This window comes from Kitasatospora sp. NPDC087861 (assembly GCF_044742585.1).
In the GTDB taxonomy this organism is placed as follows: Bacteria; Actinomycetota; Actinomycetes; order Streptomycetales; family Streptomycetaceae; genus Kitasatospora.
Genome location: NZ_JBIUUS010000010.1, coordinates 135,405 through 152,037, shown reverse-complemented (window position 1 = coordinate 152,037; position 16,633 = coordinate 135,405). Strand labels below are relative to the sequence as shown.

Sequence of the window (16,633 nt, the reverse complement as noted above, 5' to 3'; positions counted from 1 at the left end):
GCCATGGTGACCTTCGCCCAGCTCCGCCGCTCCTCCTTCGAAGCCCTCGACCGGGCCGGCGACACCTGGAACGGCGTGTCCGGCCACATGGAACACGTCAGCGCCCGGATGCGGGCCGACGTCATCCGGACACTGACCGGCGACCCCGACTCCGCCCCGCCGGGCGGCAGCCGACCGTGGAGCGGCGCGGCCGCCGACGAGGCGGTGCGGGAGATCGGTCTCCTCGCCGACGAACTGCGCGCCTTCCACTACGAGGCGCTGGCCGTCTCCGCGGCCCTGCACCGGGCCGGGTCGGCCTTCACCGAGGCCGGCCGGCGGCTCCTGCGGGCGATCGGCGACGCCGAGGCCCTGGGCGCGACCGTGGCCGAGGACGGCACGGTCACCCTCCCCGGCCTGCCGCCCGCTGCGCGCCACGACCCGGCGGCCGTCGCCCGCCACCGGCGGACGCGGGACGAACTCCGGCGGCACGTCGCGATCATGGAGGACGCCGTGTCCGCCGCCACCGAGGCCGACACCGCCGCAGCCGCCGCCCTGCACGCGCTCAACCCCGCGAAGGTCGCGGGCGCCGAGGTCGCCCCCGATGAAGGCGGACCCGGCGCCCCGGACCGGACGGAGAGCCGCGGAGCGCAGGCCCGGAGGAATTCCCGTCCGGGCGGGAACTCGACGGGCACGGCGATCGTCCTCAACGTCTGAAGTCCGTGGGTCCGTGGCACCGAAGGGGGAGCAGCGTATGGCCGTCGTCACGATGCTGCTCGGCCTGCTCCGGGTGCTGACCGGCGAGTTGATGACCGAGGGCGGGACGTTCGCCTCGGTGGCGGCAGTCGCCGCCGTGGCGCTGGTGGCCGGTGCCGTCGCGGGCACGCTGGCCGGGGCGCGGCTGCCGGGGGCGCGGGCGCCCGCGGCGGTGCGCAGCGGGGTGTTGCGGCGGCGTGCGTTCGGTACGGCGTTCCTGCCGCAGCGTGATCCGGACGCCCGGGGCCGGCGACGCCCGAGGGCACCGGGTGCGGCCCTGGCGGCCGCGTAGTTTCGTCCTCTTCCGCCGTTTCCCGCGGCCGTCCTCCGCCGATCACTCATGTTCTGAGACCCCCGGAGGGCTCGCTTCACCATGTCTGTTCTCGCTGTTCTCGACCCTGCCGTCGCCGTTGCCCATACCGCCGTCACCGCGCTGGCCCAGGTGCTGCCGACGGCGCTGGCGATCGTCCTGTTCACCGTCGCCGTCCGACTGGCGCTGCATCCGCTGGCGCGGGCGGCGGCGCGCGGGGAGAAGGCGCGGGCCCGGCTGGCGCCGAGGGTCGCCGAGTTGAACAAGAAGTACAAGAACCGCCCGGAGAAGCTGCGGGAGGCGCTGGCCGAGTTGTACCGGGAGGAGCAGGCCTCACCGTTCGCGGGGTGTCTGCCGATGCTGCTGCAGCTTCCGTTCTTCTCGGTGATGTACCGCCTGTTCACCACCCCGAACGACCTGCAGGACCACACCCTGTTCGGCGTGCCGCTCGGCCTGCACGTGGGGAGCGCGCACGGCGCGGGCCAGCTGGCGGTGTTCGGCCTGCTGTACGCCGCGCTGGCGGCGGTCGGGTACGTCAACTTCCGTCGGGCCAGGCGGGCGACGGCCGCGCAGGCGACCCCTCAGCCGGGGGCGGGGCTGCTGCCGTACCTGTCGTTCGGGTCGGTACTGTTCGCGGCGCTGGTGCCGGTGGCCGCCGCGCTCTACGTGGTGACGACGAGCGTGTGGTCGACCACGGAGCGGGCGTGGCTGCACCGGGGTGGCACCCCGGCGCCGGCGGCGGCGCTCGTGCTGTGAGCGCCGCCGTCGACATCGCGGCCGACGCCGCCGCCGTCCGTCAGAAGTGCCGCAGCAGTTCGGGGAAGGTCGCCAGCCGCAGGGTCGCCTCGTCGGGGCCGAGGTCCGCGTGCTCCAGGACCCAGGTGTGCTCGTGCGGGATGAAGACCGTGCGCAGGCCGGCCTGGCGGGCAGGGGCGATGTCGGACTTGGGCGAGTTGCCGATCATCCAGGTGCGGTCGGGGTCGAGGCGGAGGTCGGCGGTGAGCCGCCGGTAGGTCTCCGCCGACTTCTCGGCCACGATGTGGACGCCCTGGAAGTGGTGGTCGATCGTGGAGGCCGTCACCTTCCGCTGCTGCTCGTCGAGGTCGCCCTTGGTGAGCAGCAGCAGGTGGTGGCGCCCGGCGAGCGTGGCGAGGGTGTCGGCGACGCCGGGGATCAGCTCGATCCCGCGGCCGGTGAGCGGGGCGAGGAGTTCCTCGATCCGGGCCTCCTCGGCCGGGGTGGGGGTGCGGTCGTCGTTCAGCCGCCGCAGGCAGTCGGCGAGGCTCTGCCGGAAGACGGCGGCGCCGTAGCCGAGGGCGGCGGAGTTGGCGGCTTCGATCCCGTCGAGGAGGGTCCTGGTGCGGTCCCGCTCGGCCGGGGTGGAGACCCAGTCCAGGAAGCCGTCGATGACGCGCTCGAAGAGGACGTTGTTCTCCCAGAGCGTGTCGTCGGCGTCGAAGATGAGGGTCTGGTCGGTGTGCATCCGGGTGTTCTCCAGGGGGTCCACTGGTCAGACGGGAAGGGCGTCGAGCAGGCGGCCGGCCCGGTCGAGGGTCTCGCGGAGGTTGTCCTCGGTGGTCCGCTGCCGGGCCTCGGCGATGGTGAGCCACTCCAGCGGGGCGGCGGGGTTCTCCGGCCGGGCCTGCTCCGGGGTGTCGGTGGCGAGCAGGAAGCGCAGGTCGGCGTGTTCGTGGGCCGGTTCGGCGGGCGAGGCCGGGACGGGGACGACGACGAGGTGGACGAGGGCGGCGTCGGGCCACGAGGTGAGGTCGGTGATCCCGGTCTCCTCCAGGCCTTCGCGCAGCGCGATGTCCAGCGGCCGGGTCTCCCCCGGGTCGCCGTGTCCGCCGACCTGGAGCCAGGCCTGTTGGCGGACGTGCCAGCGCAGCAGCACGCGCCGGGTCGGCGGGTGGACGATCAGCGCGGAGGCGGTGAAGTGCAGCGGGGTCGTCCGGTCCCAGACATCGGCGGCTCCGGCTCCGGCTCCGACGACGGCTCCGGCGGCGACCCCGGCGGCGGCCTCGGCGAGGTGGCGGGCGCGCTCGTGGTCGGCGGTCTCCGTCGGGCCCTGCGGTCGGTGCCGGGCCAGTAGTTCGGTCAGGCCCGGACTCTGTGCCGCGCCGCCCGTGGTCACCATGATCAGCACTCCTCGTTCCGCTCCGGACCACGTCAACCGGCTTGCGGGGGCGGGTGATCGGGGCCGGGGCCTCGGGTTCCGGCGAACCCGCGCAGCCTAGCCCGGGGGCGGTTCGGCGGCCCACCGGTTTTCGACCCGGTGGGCCGTGGTCCTCACCCCTGCGGGCGGTGGCAACCGGCCGGTCGGGGCGGGGTCCGGGAGGCCGTAGCCTGAGGTGATCGTTTCGGGACAGGTGGAGGGATGTCGTCATGGTGGCTGCTCCGGCACTCGCGGAGCTGCGCGAGGTGTGCCAGCCGCAGGCCAAGCTGCAGAGCCGCAACGGTGAGCACTGGGCGGGGCGGCTGTACATGCGCCGCATCTCGCTGCGCACGACCCGGCAGTTGGTGCGGACGTCGGTCTCGCCGAACACCCTCACCTGGGTCATGGTGGTGTGCGGGGTCGGCGGCGGGGCGGCCCTGCTGATCCCGGGCCTGACGGGTGCGGTACTGGCGGCGGTGCTGTTCCAGCTGTTCCTGCTCTTCGACTGTGTCGACGGTGAAGTGGCGCGCTGGAAACGGCAGTTCAGCATGGCCGGGGTGTATGTGGACCGGCTCGGCGCCTATCTGGCGGACGCGGCGCTGATGATCGGCGCGGGCGTGCGGGCGGCCCGGGGCGGGTCGGAGCTGTGGGTGTCGGTGGGCCTGGCGGCCGCGCTGGGCGTGGTGCTGCTCAAGGCCTCGACGGACCTGGTGGACGTGGCCCGGGCCCGCAGCGGGCAGCCGCCGGCGGACGAGGAGTCCACCCAGCCGCGCTCGCAGGGCATCGCGACCGCGCGACGGTTCGCCTCCGTGTTCAAGATCCACCGGGTGACGAACGGCATCGAGGCCTCCCTGGTGCTGCTGGCGGCGGCCGCGGTGGACGCGGCGCTCGGCAACCTTGACGCGACGCGGGCGGCGGTCGCGGGGATCGCGGTGATCACCTGGGGCATGGTGGTGGCGCACCTGGCGTCGATCCTGTCCTCCTCGCGCCTGCGCTGACGGCGCCTGCGCCGGCTGCGCCCGCCCATCCGTCGCGCGGCCGCCCGCCGTTCGGCCCGCTAGGGCCTGTCCGGCCCTAGAGCCCCTGCCCGTCCTCGGCGACGGCAGGGGCTTGCGCGTGGGCGGCCAGGACGGTGTCGAGCAGGCCGGGGAAGCGCTGCTCCAGGTCGACGGTGCGCAGCGCGGTGAGCCGGCGGTTGGCCTCCTCGCGCTGGCGGATCAGGCCGGACTCGCGCAGCACCTTGAAGTGGTGGCTGAGGGTGGAGGGGGCGACGTCCACGGGGAAGGTGCCACAGGCCCGTTCGGGTTCGGCGCGCAGGGTCCGCACGATGGTCATCCGGGTGGGGTCGGAGAGCGCGTGCAGGACGTCGAACAGGTCGATCTCCTCGGTCGCGGGGTGGGCGAGCGCCGGTCGGCGCCGGGTGCTGCGGGGCATGGTCCGACCTCCCTGGTCTGCGATGTTCGACAATCATCGAAACTGCGTGGTACCACTTGCCCCACGTCAATTTCGTTGTTCGTCGAACATCGTAGCCGAGGGGGCCCGACATGCGCGCACTGGTGATGACCGCACCCGGTGGAGCCGAGAACACGGAGATCCGGGAGGTCGAGGCGCCGCGCCCCGGCCCCGGCCAGGTGGCGGTCGACGTCGCCTACGCCGGACTGAACTTCGTCGATGTGATGGGCCGCCGGGGCGACGCCGGGTACGTCACCGCCTGGCCGTACCGGCCGGGCAAGGAGGTGGCCGGCACCGTCCGGGCGGTCGGCGAGGGCGTCACCGGGCTGGCGCCGGGCGACCGGGTGGTCGCCGCACCCACCGGCGGCGGCCTGGCCGAGGTGGTGCTCGCCGAGGCCGCGCTCACCGTGCCCGTCCCGGACGGACTGGCGCTGCGCGAGGCCGCCGCCGCCCCGCTCGGGCTGGCCACCGCGATCCTGCTGCTCACCGACGCGGGCCGCTTCACCGCCGGGGACACCGTCCTGGTGCACTCGGCCGGCGGCGGGATCGGCAACGCGGTCGCCCAACTGGTCCCGCTGCTCGGCGGCGGCCGGCTGATCGGCACGGTGGGCCGCCCGGAGAAGGCCGCGGCCGCCGTCGCCACCGGCTACGACCATGCCTTCGCCCGCGACGAGGGCCTGCGCGACGCCGTCCGGGCCGCCACCGACGGCCGGGGCGTCGACCTCGTCCTCGACCCGCTCGGCACCGACGCGCTGGAACTCGACCTGGACCTGGCCGCGCCCGGCGGCCGGATCGTCCTGTTCGGCAACGCGGGCGGCGGCGCCGTCACCGACCTGCCCCCGCTCGGCCGGCTGATGGCGGGCAACCTCACCGTCACCGGCTTCAGCCACCGGGCCCTGGCCGCCACGGCCCCCGCCCGGCTGGGGCGGGCGATCGGCCGCGTCCTCGACCTGATGGCCGGCGGCGGGCTCGCCCTGCCGGTCACCGAACTGCCCGACCTGGCCGCCGTCCCCGCCGCCCACGACGCCATGGCGGAGGGCCGCGCCACCGGCAAGTACGTGGCACGCGTGGCGGGTTGATCCGGGTCGGGCCGCCGGACGAATCGGACCTGATCAATTCCTGCCTCACCCCCGACGGCGTGACCATCGCCCCGCTCTGAGCGGCGGCCCCCTGCGCTGGAAGTCGGCCAGGCCGACTTCCAGCGCAGGGGGCCGCACGGGATTGAACCGTTCCGGCGATCGGCACCGTTCCCGTGGGTGACTCAGAACCTGCGCAAGGAGGGCACATGCCAACGCCCGGCTTCGGACCCGGCACCCTCGATGAGGACGGAGGCCCCGTCTGGATCACGGACCTGGCGGCGGACGATCCGAACCACACCGTGCATGTGGTCCGCGATCTGAGCCCGACGGACGCCCTGCTGGCGCTGGGCGCCACACCACAGCTCATCAACCCCTGTGAGCTGCCGGCGCAGCGCCCTGACGCATGGACCTCGCTCGCGCGTGCGGCGATCGACCCGACGGACAGCGGCGCCGCGCTCCTGTCCGGCCGGGTGGGTGACTGGACGTTCGTCTACGACGATGGCGGCCTGACCTCCTTCGGGGAGGACGGCGAATCTCCGGCGAAGCTGCTGTCGACCACGGGCAAGCAGGCTGCCACCTGCACCTTCTCCATCAATGCCGACACGAACCTCGACTATGCGGTCGACGGCGAGCTGCTGTTCTCGATCTTCGAGGAACTCGACCCGGCTCATGATGCCGAGGAGATCCCCGCTGGGCTGCGCGACGCCGTCGCGGCCGCCGGGATCTTCGAGCGGGACCACCTCGACGATGACGAACCCGACGCTGCGATCAACATGCGCGTGCTCTGCGCACTGGCAGGACTGCAGTGCACACTGGACGATCTCCGCCGTATCCCGCTGTGGGCCGCTCCCTTCGCCTGATGCCCTCGGCTTGATCTTCACGCGCGTCCGCCGGTCCGCGCGGTCCTGGGCAAGCCATGGAAGTGCAGGTGCGGTTGCCCGATCACAGGGCTCTCCACGCACGCCGGCGCGCTCGGACATTCGGGTGATCCGCGGTGCCGGGCCTGGGAGGCTTCCTGCCCAGCGCGCGGAGTGGCTGGCCGGGAAGGCGCGGCTGAGGGCCATCGGACCGGTGCAGCACGGCTGGTAGGCATAGTTCGGGGCCGGCGGGTGTTGGGCGGGGCGTGACCAAGGTTCTGGTGATCGGTGCGACCGGCAATGTGGGCCGGCATGTGGTGTCCTCGCTGGCCGAAGGCGGGTTCGGGGTAAGGGCGTTGGTGCGGGACCCGGACCGGGCCTCGCTGCCCGAGGGGGTGGAGGCCGTCCGGGGTGATCTGGCGTCGCCGGAGAGCCTGGAGGCGGCGCTGCCCGGGGTGGAGAGCGTCTATCTGATGTGGCCGGGGATCCCGGTGCAGCCGCGCGCGGTGGAGCTGATCGCCGCGCACGCCAAGCGCGTTGTGTACCTGTCGGCGGACGTGGCCGACCTCGCCGACGGCGAGCCGGCCACGATCTTCCACCAGGAGATCGAGCGGCTGATCAGGGCGTCCGGCCTGGGCTGGACGTTCGTGCGGGCGATCGACTTCGCGACGAACATGCTCGGGTGGGCCGACCAGGTCCGGCAGGGGGTGGTCCGCTGGCCGTACGGGCAGGCCCGCCGGTCGCTGATCCACGAGCGCGACATCGCGGACGTGGTGGTGCGGGCGCTGACGACGGAGGGGCATGACGGGGCGAAGTACGTGATCACCGGGCCCGAGTCGATCGCCCACGCCGAGCTGGCCGGGATCATCGGCGAGGAGATCGGCTCCGAGGTGCGGTGGGAGGACCTGCCGCCGGAGACCGCCCGCGAGCAGTTGACGGCGGCCTGGGGGAACGCGGCGTTCGTCGAATCCAGGCTGCGGGCCTGGGAGTCGTTCACGCACGAGCCGGAGCGGGTGACGGACACCGTGGAGCAGGTGCTCGGACGCCCGGCACGAAGCTTCCGCTCGTGGGCCCGGGAGCACGCGGACGACTTCCGGTAGCGGTCCCAGAAGTCCCCCGGTGCGCGAGTCGCGCTCGGTCTGGGCCTGCGGAGAGGCTGACGAGCCGAGTCGAGCGGAGCCGCGCTCGCCGTCGACAGCGGCCCGACCTCGGTAGTCTGACGCTGGATCAGCAGGCGACCACCCGGGCCCGGGCAGCACAGCCCCGGCCAACGCCAGGCAGACAGAACAGTCCGTACAGAAGGGCCTCCCGTGAACCAGAACGATGTGAGCGAAGCCGCCAAGGCCGTTGTTCGGCGCAACACCGAGGAGGTCCAGGGCGGCGGTGACTGGGCCCTGTTCGACGAGCTCTGGGCCGACGACTTCGTCGATCACACTCCCCAGCCGGGCCGCACCCCCGACAAGGCCGGCGCGCTGGAGCTCTACCGGGTACTGCGGGCGGCGTTCCCCGACTTCCACGCCGAGATCCACTGGCAGGCCGCCGACGGCAACCTCATCACCACTTTCAAGACCTACCACGGCACCCACAGCGGCGAGTTCCTCGGAGTCGCACCCACCGGCCGGAGGATCCACTTCGAGACCGTGGACGCCATGCGAGTGGTCGACGGAAAGATCAGCGAGCACTGGGGGGTGGCGAACCTCTTCTCCCTCATGGAGCAGCTCGGCGCCGGACTCGGTACGGCATGAACACCCGTCAGGTCGCGGCGTGTCCGGTGCTCACGGTTGGAGCACGGTCGTAGGCCGGTTCCGGAGCTCGCGCCGTGAGGAGACGCCGAGTGTGCGGAAGACGTTGCGCGGGTGGGCGCCGACGGTGCGGGGGCTGAGGAACAGCGCGGCGGCGACCTCCCTGGAGGTGTCGCCACGCGCGACCGGGCGTGCGGTCCACAGCTCTTGCGGGGTCAGCCCGGTCTAGCATCGCCGGCGGTCCCGCTCGCGCTTGTACTCGCGCAGGAGCGCGAGGAGGTTGATCAGGGTGCTGGCCGGAATGTTGCCGAGCTCGACGAGGACGCGGCCGTTGAGGACGGTCTCACCGGGCCTGGCGGAGGGCCAGAGGAGACCGAACTCGCGCCCTTCGATGCGGAGTTCGACGATGAGTTGGGTGATCTCCCGGCCGGTGAGATAACGCAGGGCCGGGTCCGCCGGGTGGATGGGCTGGTGCGCGCTCACGCGACACCGTCCAGCTCGAAGTCCAGCTCGAACCAGACGCTCTTGCCGAGTTTCTGGGGGTCGACGCCCCAGCGGTCGGTGAGGCCGTCGACGAGCTGGAGGCCTCGTCCGGTCTCGGCGAGGGCGGAGGGCGTTCGCTGTTCGGGGAAGGCGGAGGAGCGGTCGGCGACGGTGACGCGGAGGGTGTTGTCGAGGATGAGGATGAGGACGACGGGGGAGGTCGTCTCGCCGTGACGCCAGGCGTTGACGATGAGTTCGGCGAGGGCGAGTTCGGCGTCGACGATGACGGAGGACGGCCAGCCGGCGCGGGTCATGGCGTCGCGCAGGGTCTCGCGGGAGAGGGTGAGGGAGGGGGAGTTGAGGTTGGGGTTACACACGGGAATCTCCCTGAGGGGTAAGGGGATACGCCGAGCGGGCTGCGATGCGGGGCAGCGTTACTGACGCCCGTTCGGTGATCGGTGCATCACAGACTGTAGGGCATCGGTGGTACATGTTGGGGTACTTCTACCCCCACACTTCACTCGATCGATGGATTGCTGGACCCTTCAAGGGGTCGCGATGGATGCTTGGGGGCATGCCACCACGAACCACCCCGTCAGCCAGGCAGGAACGAGTAGGCACCGAGCTGCGGAAGATGCGCGACTGCGCAGGCCGCACGACCGCCGAAGCTGCCGCGCTGTTCGGGTTTGCGCGAACGAAGATCACCCAGATCGAGAAGGGGAACTACCCGGTCACCGCTGAGCGGGTGCGGATGCTCGCCTCCGAGTTCCAGGAGAGCGACACCGCCTTCATCGAGGCGCTCGGGGCCATGGCCGAGGAACGCCACAAGGGTTGGTGGGAGGACTACCGAGGTTCCGTGCCGGTCGGCTTCCTCGACATTGCCGAGATGGAGTACTTCGCCAACGGAATGCGCACGTACCAGGTTTCGCATGTTCCTGGCGCTATGCAGACGGAAGGGTACGGGAGAGCCATATTCAACGATCTCTACCCGCCACTCCCACCGCGCCTCCTCGAAGCCCGCCTTGAGCATCGGCTCCAGCGCTCGACGCTACTGATGCGCGAAGGAGGCCGACCGTACTCGGCGTTGGTCCACGAAGCCGCCCTGCGCATGTTGTTCGGTGGTCGCGATGCCGCAAAGCACCAGTTGGACAAGCTGCTTGAGTTCTCGGAGCTGCCGCACGTCACGCTCCGAGTAGTCAGCTTCAGCTCCAATGGGTTCATCGGCGCAGGCCAAGGAGTCTTCTACGCGAAAGGGCCAGTTCCCCGCCTTGACACTGTCCAACTCGACGCAGTTGGCGGACCGGCGTTCCTGCATGAGCAGAAGCACTTGGAGAACTACCGCCACATCATCGACACGATGACCACACGCTCTCTCACCGAGAGCCAGTCTCGTGACGTCATCAGGCTTATCAAGAAAGAGATCTAAGCCATGAAAACCATACGCTGGAAGCGCCCTGATGCTTGCGCGGACGCCAACGCCTGCCCCGAGGTGGCCATCACTTCCGACACCGTTTACATCCGCAGCAGTCTCCTGCCCGACGCCGTCGCCCACCTCACCACCGACGAATGGCGCGACCTCCTCACCGCCATCCGCGCCGGGGAGTTCGACCTCTGACCCCCGCTGCTGGGCGGGCCGTTCAAGCAACGGCCCGCCCAGCCGACGGCCGCCTACACCGCCTTGGCCGTCGCCCGGACGCCGAAGTGCACGTACCTGGTTCCGTCCTCCAGCGCGTAGAACACCACCGGTATCCACGCGTCCTTCTCGTTCCGCCGCCCCGCGAACACCGTCTTCTCCGGCGTGTGCGACACCGGCGTCAGCTCCCACACCAGCGGATCGAACGTCCCCTTCAGCCCGTCCGCCCCCTCGTACGTCAGACGCAGCGTCCCCTCGCCCTCACCCCCGGCGATGGTCATCAGGAACCCCTCGCGCTTGTACCTCCCGAGGAACGCCCCGGTCTCCACCGCCACCGGCTCCACAGGCGGCGCGAACCCGGGCATCGTCACCCCGGCCAGTTCAGCCGACAACTCCCGGCACAGCGCCTCGAACACCTTGGGCGCAGCCCCGCCGCCGTTCGTCAGCAGCACCACCGCGAGGCCCTTCTCCGGCATCGCCCGCAGGTACGCCAGCTGCCCGAACGTGCTGCCGTCGTGCCCGAACCCCCGCACGCCGTCCCACTCGAACAGGCCCCAGCCCAGCCCCCAGTGACCCCCGAGGAACCACTGGTCGGGCATCTCGACCTCGCGGTTGAGCATCGCCTCGACCACCGCACCCGGAAGCACCCGGGTACCGTCCGGCGCGACGCCACCGTCCACGAAGAGCCGGGCGAACCGCGCCACATCGGCAGCGGTCGCGCAGATCCCGCCGTACGGGCCGGCCGAACGCGGCAGCATGTTCCACAGCGGCGTGGGCACCGGCTCCTCCCCCGGGTCCCCCATGTGCCCCATCGCCGCCCGGAAGCGCAGCACCTCCTCGGGCAGGGTCATGGTGTGCTCCAGCCCGAGCGGCGCCACCAGCAGTTCCTTGAGCGCCTCGTCCCACGTCCCGCCCGTCACCACCTCGACGATCCGGCCGAGCACGTTGTACGCGGTGCTGGAGTACGACACCGTGGCGCCGGGCGGGTTGGTCAGGCCGACGTCCCGCGCTCCCTCGATGTAGCGGGCCAGGCAGTCGTCGCCGCGGCCGGTGTCGTTGACGTAGTCGCCCTCGATGCCGCTGGTGTGGTTGAGCAGTTGACGCGGCGTGATGGTCCGGCCGGCCTCGGCGTCGGCCACCGCGAACCCGGGCAGGACGTCGACGACCGGCGCGTCGAGGTCCAGCTTCCCGGCCTCGGCGAGCAGCACCACCATCGCGGCGGTGTAGCCCTTGCTGACGGAACCGATCTGGAACACGGAGTCCGTACTCACCGCGACGCCGGTGCCCGTGTGCAGGATGCCGGAGGCCACGTCGTGGATCTCGCCGTCGGCGAGCACGGCCAGGACGGCGCCGGGGATGCGGTGGGCGGTGAGGAGTTCGTCGAGCCGGCCCTGCCAGCGGGCGGCGTCGAACGTCGCGGCGTCCTCGGCCACGCCCAGCGCGCGGTTGACGGTGCGGGTGACGTCCCGGTCGGTCTGTTCCAGGATCCTCGCCACCTCCTGGTCGACGACCTTGGACACTTCACGGCGCAGGTTTTCCGACATGTGCTCTCTTTCGCGATCACAGTGGGCGGATGCGACGGGGGTGGGCGCGGCCATCGAGTGTGGAAGCGTCCCCGGGCGACCGGCGACCGGCGACCGCTGGCCTGCGGGCCCGGTCGGCTCGCGGCGTACCGCGTGTCCGGCCCCCCTCGACCCCGGTTCCGAGCCACGCCCCCCCGGCGCGGTCCGATGTTGCCGATCATGACACTAGCGCTCCTCCGCCCATTTTCAAACGTCGTTTGAAATTCGCCCCGACCGCAGCACCACCCCCCGTGTGACCCAGGTCACCCCGCACGGAAAACCCTCCGCTCCGGCCGGGCGTCTAGCAGGTGTGAAACGGGTTGGGGCGGCACCGCCGCAGGAACTGGACGAGGAGCGCCTCCTACGACGGGTGGCCCGGGGCGACCGGGCCGCCTTCGAGGAGCTGTACCGCCGCACGTCGCCGTGGCTGGCGGTGCGGCTGCAGCGCCGCTGCGCCGACCAGCAGATCGTCGCCGAGGTCATGCAGGAGACGTACCTGGCGGTGTGGCGGGCGGCGGGCTCCTTCGCCGGGAGCCGGACCGGGGGAACGGCCGTCGGCTGGCTGTGGACGATCGCGGCCCGCCGCCTCGTCGACGCGTTCCGGCGCCGGGCCCACCACGCGGAGCCGCCGCCCGCCGCCGCTCCGCACCCCGTGGCGCCCGCCGCCGAGGAGGAGGCGCTGGTGGCCACCGTCGGCGGCGACGTCGGGGACGCGCTGCGGCGCCTCGCCCCGGAGCTCAGGGAGGTACTGCAGGCCATGGTGCTCGACGGACTGTCCGTCCGGGAGACCGCCGTTGTGCTCGGACTGCCCGAGGGAACGGTCAAGACCCGCGCCCGCCGGGCCCGGATCGCGATGCGGGAGGCGCTCGCATGAACGTGGAACACGCGTCGGCACGGCTCATCGACGGGTACGCGCGCGGCGACACGAACCTCGTCGCGGACGAGGTGTGGGCCCTGGAGGCCCACCTGGAGGGGTGCCGGGTCTGCCGTGACCGGCTGTCGGCCGCCGTCATGACCGAGGCGCCCGCCGTGGCGGCGCTGACCGAGGCCGTCTGGTCCGAGCTCGAACCCGAACTGGCCGCGGCCACCCCGGCGGCGGCGCGGCGGCGCCGGTCGCCGCTGTCGCGGCTGTCCGCGTGGGCGACGCCCGCCATGGCGCCGTGGCTGGCCATGGTCCTGGCCGTGACGCTGCTCGCCCTGCTGCTGGACCTGACGGAACTCGGCTCCGGCCGGGTGTCCCTGATGCTGCTGCTCGCCCCCGTCCTGCCCGTGGGCGGCGTGGCGGCCTCGTGGTCGCGCGACCTGGACCCGGCGTACGAACTGACGGCCTCCACGCCGAGGGCGGGGCTGCAGCTGGTGCTGCGGCGCACCGCCGCCGTGCTCGCCGTGGTGATCCCCACGCTGCTGGCGGGGGGCTGGGCGACGGGGGTGACGGCCGCGCAGTGGCTGCTGCCCTGCCTGGCCTTCACCTCGATGACCCTGGCGCTCGGCGGGGTGATCGGCGTGACCCGCGCCGCCGTCGCCCTGCTGGTCGCGTGGACCGCGCTGGTGGTGGTGCCGACCCTGGCCACCAGCCGTACGGCCGTCGCCCTGCAGACCGACGGCCTGCCGGTGTGGGGGCTGATCCTCGCGCTCGGCGTCGCCGTCGTGATCGCCCGCCGGGGCGCCTACACCGTGCTGGGAGCCCACCGGTGAACCCCCCGGACCCCGGCCCCCCGAACTCCCCGAACCCCCGAGAGAAGAGGACGCGCATGACGCCCGCAGTGAGCAGGGCCGACATCGCCCCCACGGCCTACGCCTGGGAGATCCAGGCGACCGGGCTGAAGGTCAGGGTCGGCAGGAACCGGATGGCCGTCGACGGGCTCGACCTGTCGCTGGGCACCGGCGTCCACGGTCTGCTCGGTCCCAACGGGGCGGGCAAGACCAGCCTCATCCGGGCCCTGGCCACCGTGCTGCGCCCCGCCGGCGGCGAGCTGGAGCTGCTCGGGGAGTCCACGGGCGGACTGGGCGAGCACCGCGCGCTGCGCCGCCGGATCGGCTACCTGCCGCAGGAGTTCGGCTACTACAAGCGCTTCACCGTGCGCGAGTTCGTCGAGTACATGGCCTGGCTGAAGGAGGTGCCCGCGTCGGACATCCCCGCGGCGGTGCAGCGCGCCGTGGACCGGGTCGGCTTGGCCGACCGCGCCGACGACCGGATGAAGACCCTGTCGGGCGGGATGGTGCGACGGGTCGGCATCGCCCAGGCGATCGTCAACGACCCGGCGATCCTGCTGCTGGACGAGCCGACGGTCGGCCTGGATCCGGCGCAGCGGCTGCGCTTCCGGGAACTGCTCCAGGAGTTGGGGACGGACACCTGCGTGGTCGTCTCGACCCACCTGGTGGAGGACGTGGCCGCCGCCTGCACCGACGTGGTGCTCTTCGCCGAGGGGCGGCTGGTCTTCCAGGGCACCCCGGACGAGCTGGCCGCGGCCGGCGGCCCGGAGCACGTGGGCGACAGCCCGCTGGAACGCGGCTACTCGGCGCTGCTGATCGACCCCGCACGGACGAGGGGCGCCTGGTGAACCTCCGCATCCTGCGCATCGAGCTGAAACGCTCCGTCGCCCCGTGGGCCGGCGCCGTCGTCCTGGTGACCGCGCTCGCCTACCTGTACCTCGTGTCCGGACCGTGGTGGCGGGGCACCGCGCTGTGGACGGCCCAGTGGACCTCCATGGCGCTGTGGACCCGGTACCTGCTGGCCTTCGTCTGGCCGCTCGCCGTGGGACTCGGGGCGCTCCAGGGGCTGCGCGACCCCCGCTCGAAGATGTCCGAGCTGCTCTCCAGCACCCCGCGGCCCGCACGGCACCGCGCAGCCGTCCTGGCGGGCGCGACGGCGTTGACCCTGGTCTCGGCCTTCGCGCTGCTCGTCCTCCAGGGCGCGGTGCAGGTGCTCGCCGGCGACGCCTCGTACGCCTCGCTCGGCTGGCTGCCCATCTCGCTGGTGGGGGCGCTCGCGCTGGCCGCGGGGGCAGTCCTGGGCATGGGGGTCGCGCGGGCCCTGCCCTCCGCCCTCACCCCGCCCGCCCTGGCCGTGGGCGCCTTCGTGTTCAGCAGCCTCCTGCGGCAGAGCGCGGACGACACGGTGCCGACCTCGTTCGCGGTGCCGAACCGTTACTCGCTGCTGGCTCCGGCGACGGCGGAGGTGCGCCAGACGCTCCTCACGCTCTCCGCCCCCGTACACGTCGGGCAGGCGCTCTGGCTGCTCGGCATGGTCGCGACGGGCCTCGCGCTGCTGGCCGCCGCCACCCCGCGGGCCCGACTGCTCGCCCTCACCCCCCTGTTGGTCGGCGGGGCCGTCGCCGTGCTCGTGTTCCCGGTGAGCCCCCGCGGTGCGTACATCGTCGACCGGGCCGCGGCGGCACAGGTGTGCGACGGCGCGGTGTGCGTGACGGCGGCTCAGCGGGCGCGGCTCACCGAGCTGGCCGGTCCCGGCAAGGAGGCGCTGCGCCTGCTGCACGACGCCCTGGGCGACCAGGCGCCCGCCGCCATCCACGGGACCACCGCCCCGCGGGCACGGGACGCCGAGACGGAGCGGTCGCGCGACTTCGTGCTCGTCGACCCCGACGACGTGGTGATCGGCGCCGCCGGGGGCGAGCAGCTGACCCGGGCCCTGGTCGGCCAGGGCATGGCCCCGGTGTGCCACCCCCGCAGCGACACCGACCTCGGCTCGGCGGAGGAGGAGGCCGCCCGGAGCATCGGGGCCGCCTGGGTCCTCGGCGGGGACCTCCGGCCGCTCGACGGGAGCAGGTTCGCCGCCAACGACCTGACCGTGGCCCGCCCGGCGTGGGAGACGTTCATCGCGCTGCCGCAGCCGGAGCAGCGCCGGCGGATCGGTGCCATGCACGCCGCCGCGCTCTCCTGCGCGGACCCGCTCACCGCGCTGGTCGGCGGTGCGTCCCGGTGAGGTGGCTGACGCTGTACGCGCGTTCGCGGCAGGCGCCCTCCTCGCTCGCCGTGGTGGTGATCAGCGCGGTGGCGGTGTGGGCACTCGCCCGGATCAGCGGCGGCGACCCGGGAGATCCGTGGCTGTCCACGCTCGTCCTCTTCGCGGGGGCGACGGCGGTCTCGGTCGGACTCGGTGGGCAGGACCTCGCGTTGGACCGGACGGCCGCGATCCGCTGGACGCTCCGCAGGGCGGCGCACGTGCTGCTCGGCGGCGTGCTCATCGGCGCGGTGCTGCTGGCGGTGCAGACGATGGGCGAGCAGTCGGCCCCCGCCTCCTTCGTCGTGCGCAACAGCGCGGGGCTGATGGGACTCGCCGCCATCGGGGCGGCCTGGTTCGGGGCGCAGTACGCGTGGATCCTGCCGTTCGCGTGGCTGTCGTTCTCCTTCTTCGTCCCGGCCACGACCAACACGGCGACGCAGGTGCTGGCCTGGATGATGCTGCCGCCCGGCACGGCGGCCGGCACCTGGACGGCCCTCGCCCTGGCCGTCCTGGGCACGGTGGTCTACAGCGTCGGGGGCCCGAGGCGTTAGCGACGGCCGTGCTGTCCCGGTCCCGTGATCGTGGCGTGATCGTGGCGTGATCTCAGCCCTAGACGTATCCGACAATCACACTTCGGCCATTCCGATAACGGCTTGATCCGATCGCT

Annotated in this window: 21 protein-coding genes and 1 pseudogene; 15 read left to right on the top strand and 7 right to left on the bottom strand. The window is 72.6% G+C overall.

Annotated elements, in window-relative coordinates; translation table 11 throughout:
• The first annotated feature begins 3 nt into the window (after positions 1-3).
• The 3 genes from ACIOJE_RS16850 to ACIOJE_RS16840 all read left to right on the top strand — a co-directional run bounded on the left by ACIOJE_RS16850 (position 4) and on the right by ACIOJE_RS16840 (position 1,798).
• Positions 4-693 (top strand): hypothetical protein, encoded by a 690-nt coding sequence (locus ACIOJE_RS16850; protein WP_400776921.1) that lies wholly within the window; start codon positions 4-6, stop codon positions 691-693.
• Between the two features lie 37 nt (positions 694-730).
• The gene (locus tag ACIOJE_RS16845; RefSeq protein WP_280679943.1) at positions 731-1,024 is read left to right on the top strand and encodes a DUF6412 domain-containing protein; all 294 of its coding nucleotides are present in this window, start codon (positions 731-733) and stop codon (positions 1,022-1,024) included.
• A gap of 81 nt (positions 1,025-1,105) precedes the next feature.
• Positions 1,106-1,798: a YidC/Oxa1 family membrane protein insertase gene (locus ACIOJE_RS16840; protein WP_400776920.1), complete on the top strand. Its 693-nt coding sequence runs from the start codon at positions 1,106-1,108 to the stop codon at positions 1,796-1,798.
• 40 nt (positions 1,799-1,838) lie between these two features.
• Here ACIOJE_RS16840 and ACIOJE_RS16835 read toward each other — a convergent pair whose 3' ends face one another.
• Both ACIOJE_RS16835 and ACIOJE_RS16830 read right to left on the bottom strand, forming a co-directional pair.
• A complete protein-coding gene (locus tag ACIOJE_RS16835) occupies positions 1,839-2,549 on the bottom strand; it encodes an HAD family hydrolase (protein ID WP_400776919.1) in 711 nt (236 codons plus the stop codon).
• Between the two features lie 3 nt (positions 2,550-2,552).
• Positions 2,553-3,179 carry an NUDIX hydrolase gene (locus ACIOJE_RS16830; protein ID WP_400776918.1) on the bottom strand — a complete coding sequence of 209 codons (627 nt, stop codon included), beginning with the start codon at positions 3,177-3,179 and terminating at the stop codon, positions 2,553-2,555.
• Between the two features lie 248 nt (positions 3,180-3,427).
• On the opposite strand from ACIOJE_RS16830, the gene ACIOJE_RS16825 reads away from it, so the two are divergent.
• Positions 3,428-4,195 (top strand): CDP-alcohol phosphatidyltransferase family protein, encoded by a 768-nt coding sequence (locus ACIOJE_RS16825; RefSeq protein ID WP_400776917.1) that lies wholly within the window; start codon positions 3,428-3,430, stop codon positions 4,193-4,195.
• Between the two features lie 76 nt (positions 4,196-4,271).
• On the opposite strand, the gene ACIOJE_RS16820 is transcribed toward ACIOJE_RS16825, so the two are convergent.
• On the bottom strand, positions 4,272-4,631 hold the full coding sequence (locus ACIOJE_RS16820) for a helix-turn-helix transcriptional regulator (RefSeq protein ID WP_280679951.1): 360 nt from the start codon (positions 4,629-4,631) through the stop codon (positions 4,272-4,274).
• 110 nt (positions 4,632-4,741) lie between these two features.
• Between ACIOJE_RS16820 and ACIOJE_RS16815 the strand changes: the two genes are divergently transcribed.
• The 4 genes from ACIOJE_RS16815 to ACIOJE_RS16800 all read left to right on the top strand — a co-directional run bounded on the left by ACIOJE_RS16815 (position 4,742) and on the right by ACIOJE_RS16800 (position 8,330).
• Positions 4,742-5,728: a zinc-binding alcohol dehydrogenase family protein gene (locus tag ACIOJE_RS16815; protein WP_400776916.1), complete on the top strand. Its 987-nt coding sequence runs from the start codon at positions 4,742-4,744 to the stop codon at positions 5,726-5,728.
• 206 nt (positions 5,729-5,934) lie between these two features.
• On the top strand, positions 5,935-6,588 hold the full coding sequence (locus ACIOJE_RS16810; protein WP_280679955.1) for a DUF6461 domain-containing protein: 654 nt from the start codon (positions 5,935-5,937) through the stop codon (positions 6,586-6,588).
• Between the two features lie 263 nt (positions 6,589-6,851).
• Positions 6,852-7,685, top strand: a complete 834-nt coding sequence (locus tag ACIOJE_RS16805; RefSeq protein ID WP_400776914.1) for an NmrA family NAD(P)-binding protein — start codon at positions 6,852-6,854, stop codon at positions 7,683-7,685.
• 210 nt (positions 7,686-7,895) lie between these two features.
• Positions 7,896-8,330 carry an ester cyclase gene (locus tag ACIOJE_RS16800; RefSeq protein ID WP_280679959.1) on the top strand — a complete coding sequence of 145 codons (435 nt, stop codon included), beginning with the start codon at positions 7,896-7,898 and terminating at the stop codon, positions 8,328-8,330.
• 30 nt (positions 8,331-8,360) lie between these two features.
• Here ACIOJE_RS16800 and ACIOJE_RS16795 read toward each other — a convergent pair.
• The 3 genes and pseudogenes from ACIOJE_RS16795 to ACIOJE_RS16785 form a co-directional block, all read right to left on the bottom strand.
• A pseudogene (locus ACIOJE_RS16795) lies at positions 8,361-8,552 on the bottom strand (response regulator transcription factor); the annotation flags it as partial.
• A complete protein-coding gene (locus tag ACIOJE_RS16790) occupies positions 8,553-8,810 on the bottom strand; it encodes a hypothetical protein (protein ID WP_280679961.1) in 258 nt (85 codons plus the stop codon).
• Positions 8,807-9,187, bottom strand: a complete 381-nt coding sequence (locus tag ACIOJE_RS16785; RefSeq protein ID WP_280679963.1) for an ATP-binding protein — start codon at positions 9,185-9,187, stop codon at positions 8,807-8,809. Before ACIOJE_RS16785 ends, ACIOJE_RS16790 begins: the two co-directional genes overlap by 4 nt.
• Before the next feature lie 197 nt (positions 9,188-9,384).
• Here ACIOJE_RS16785 and ACIOJE_RS16780 point away from each other — a divergent pair, with 197 nt between their 5' ends.
• Positions 9,385-10,236, top strand: coding sequence for a helix-turn-helix domain-containing protein (locus ACIOJE_RS16780; protein ID WP_400776912.1), 852 nt, complete (start codon positions 9,385-9,387; stop codon positions 10,234-10,236).
• 3 nt (positions 10,237-10,239) lie between these two features.
• Complete coding sequence (locus ACIOJE_RS16775; protein ID WP_400776910.1) at positions 10,240-10,425, top strand: DUF397 domain-containing protein; 186 nt, start codon at positions 10,240-10,242, stop codon at positions 10,423-10,425.
• 53 nt (positions 10,426-10,478) lie between these two features.
• Here ACIOJE_RS16775 and ACIOJE_RS16770 read toward each other — a convergent pair whose 3' ends face one another.
• On the bottom strand, positions 10,479-11,987 hold the full coding sequence (locus tag ACIOJE_RS16770; RefSeq protein WP_400776908.1) for a serine hydrolase domain-containing protein: 1,509 nt from the start codon (positions 11,985-11,987) through the stop codon (positions 10,479-10,481).
• Between the two features lie 388 nt (positions 11,988-12,375).
• On the opposite strand from ACIOJE_RS16770, the gene ACIOJE_RS16765 reads away from it, so the two are divergent.
• Genes ACIOJE_RS16765 through ACIOJE_RS16745 form a run of 5 tightly spaced genes read left to right on the top strand, consistent with a single transcriptional unit; the run spans position 12,376 to position 16,517 of the window.
• Positions 12,376-12,879 (top strand): RNA polymerase sigma factor, encoded by a 504-nt coding sequence (locus ACIOJE_RS16765; RefSeq protein WP_280680180.1) that lies wholly within the window; start codon positions 12,376-12,378, stop codon positions 12,877-12,879.
• Entirely contained in the window at positions 12,876-13,700 is an 825-nt protein-coding gene (locus tag ACIOJE_RS16760; protein ID WP_280679971.1) for a zf-HC2 domain-containing protein, read from the top strand. The genes ACIOJE_RS16765 and ACIOJE_RS16760 overlap by 4 nt, the downstream gene beginning before the upstream one ends.
• Before the next feature lie 56 nt (positions 13,701-13,756).
• On the top strand, positions 13,757-14,566 hold the full coding sequence (locus tag ACIOJE_RS16755; RefSeq protein ID WP_280679973.1) for an ABC transporter ATP-binding protein: 810 nt from the start codon (positions 13,757-13,759) through the stop codon (positions 14,564-14,566).
• Complete coding sequence (locus ACIOJE_RS16750; RefSeq protein WP_400776907.1) at positions 14,563-15,945, top strand: hypothetical protein; 1,383 nt, start codon at positions 14,563-14,565, stop codon at positions 15,943-15,945. Before ACIOJE_RS16755 ends, ACIOJE_RS16750 begins: the two co-directional genes overlap by 4 nt.
• Positions 15,942-16,517 (top strand): hypothetical protein, encoded by a 576-nt coding sequence (locus ACIOJE_RS16745; protein ID WP_280679977.1) that lies wholly within the window; start codon positions 15,942-15,944, stop codon positions 16,515-16,517. Before ACIOJE_RS16750 ends, ACIOJE_RS16745 begins: the two co-directional genes overlap by 4 nt.
• Positions 16,518-16,633 lie beyond the last annotated feature (116 nt).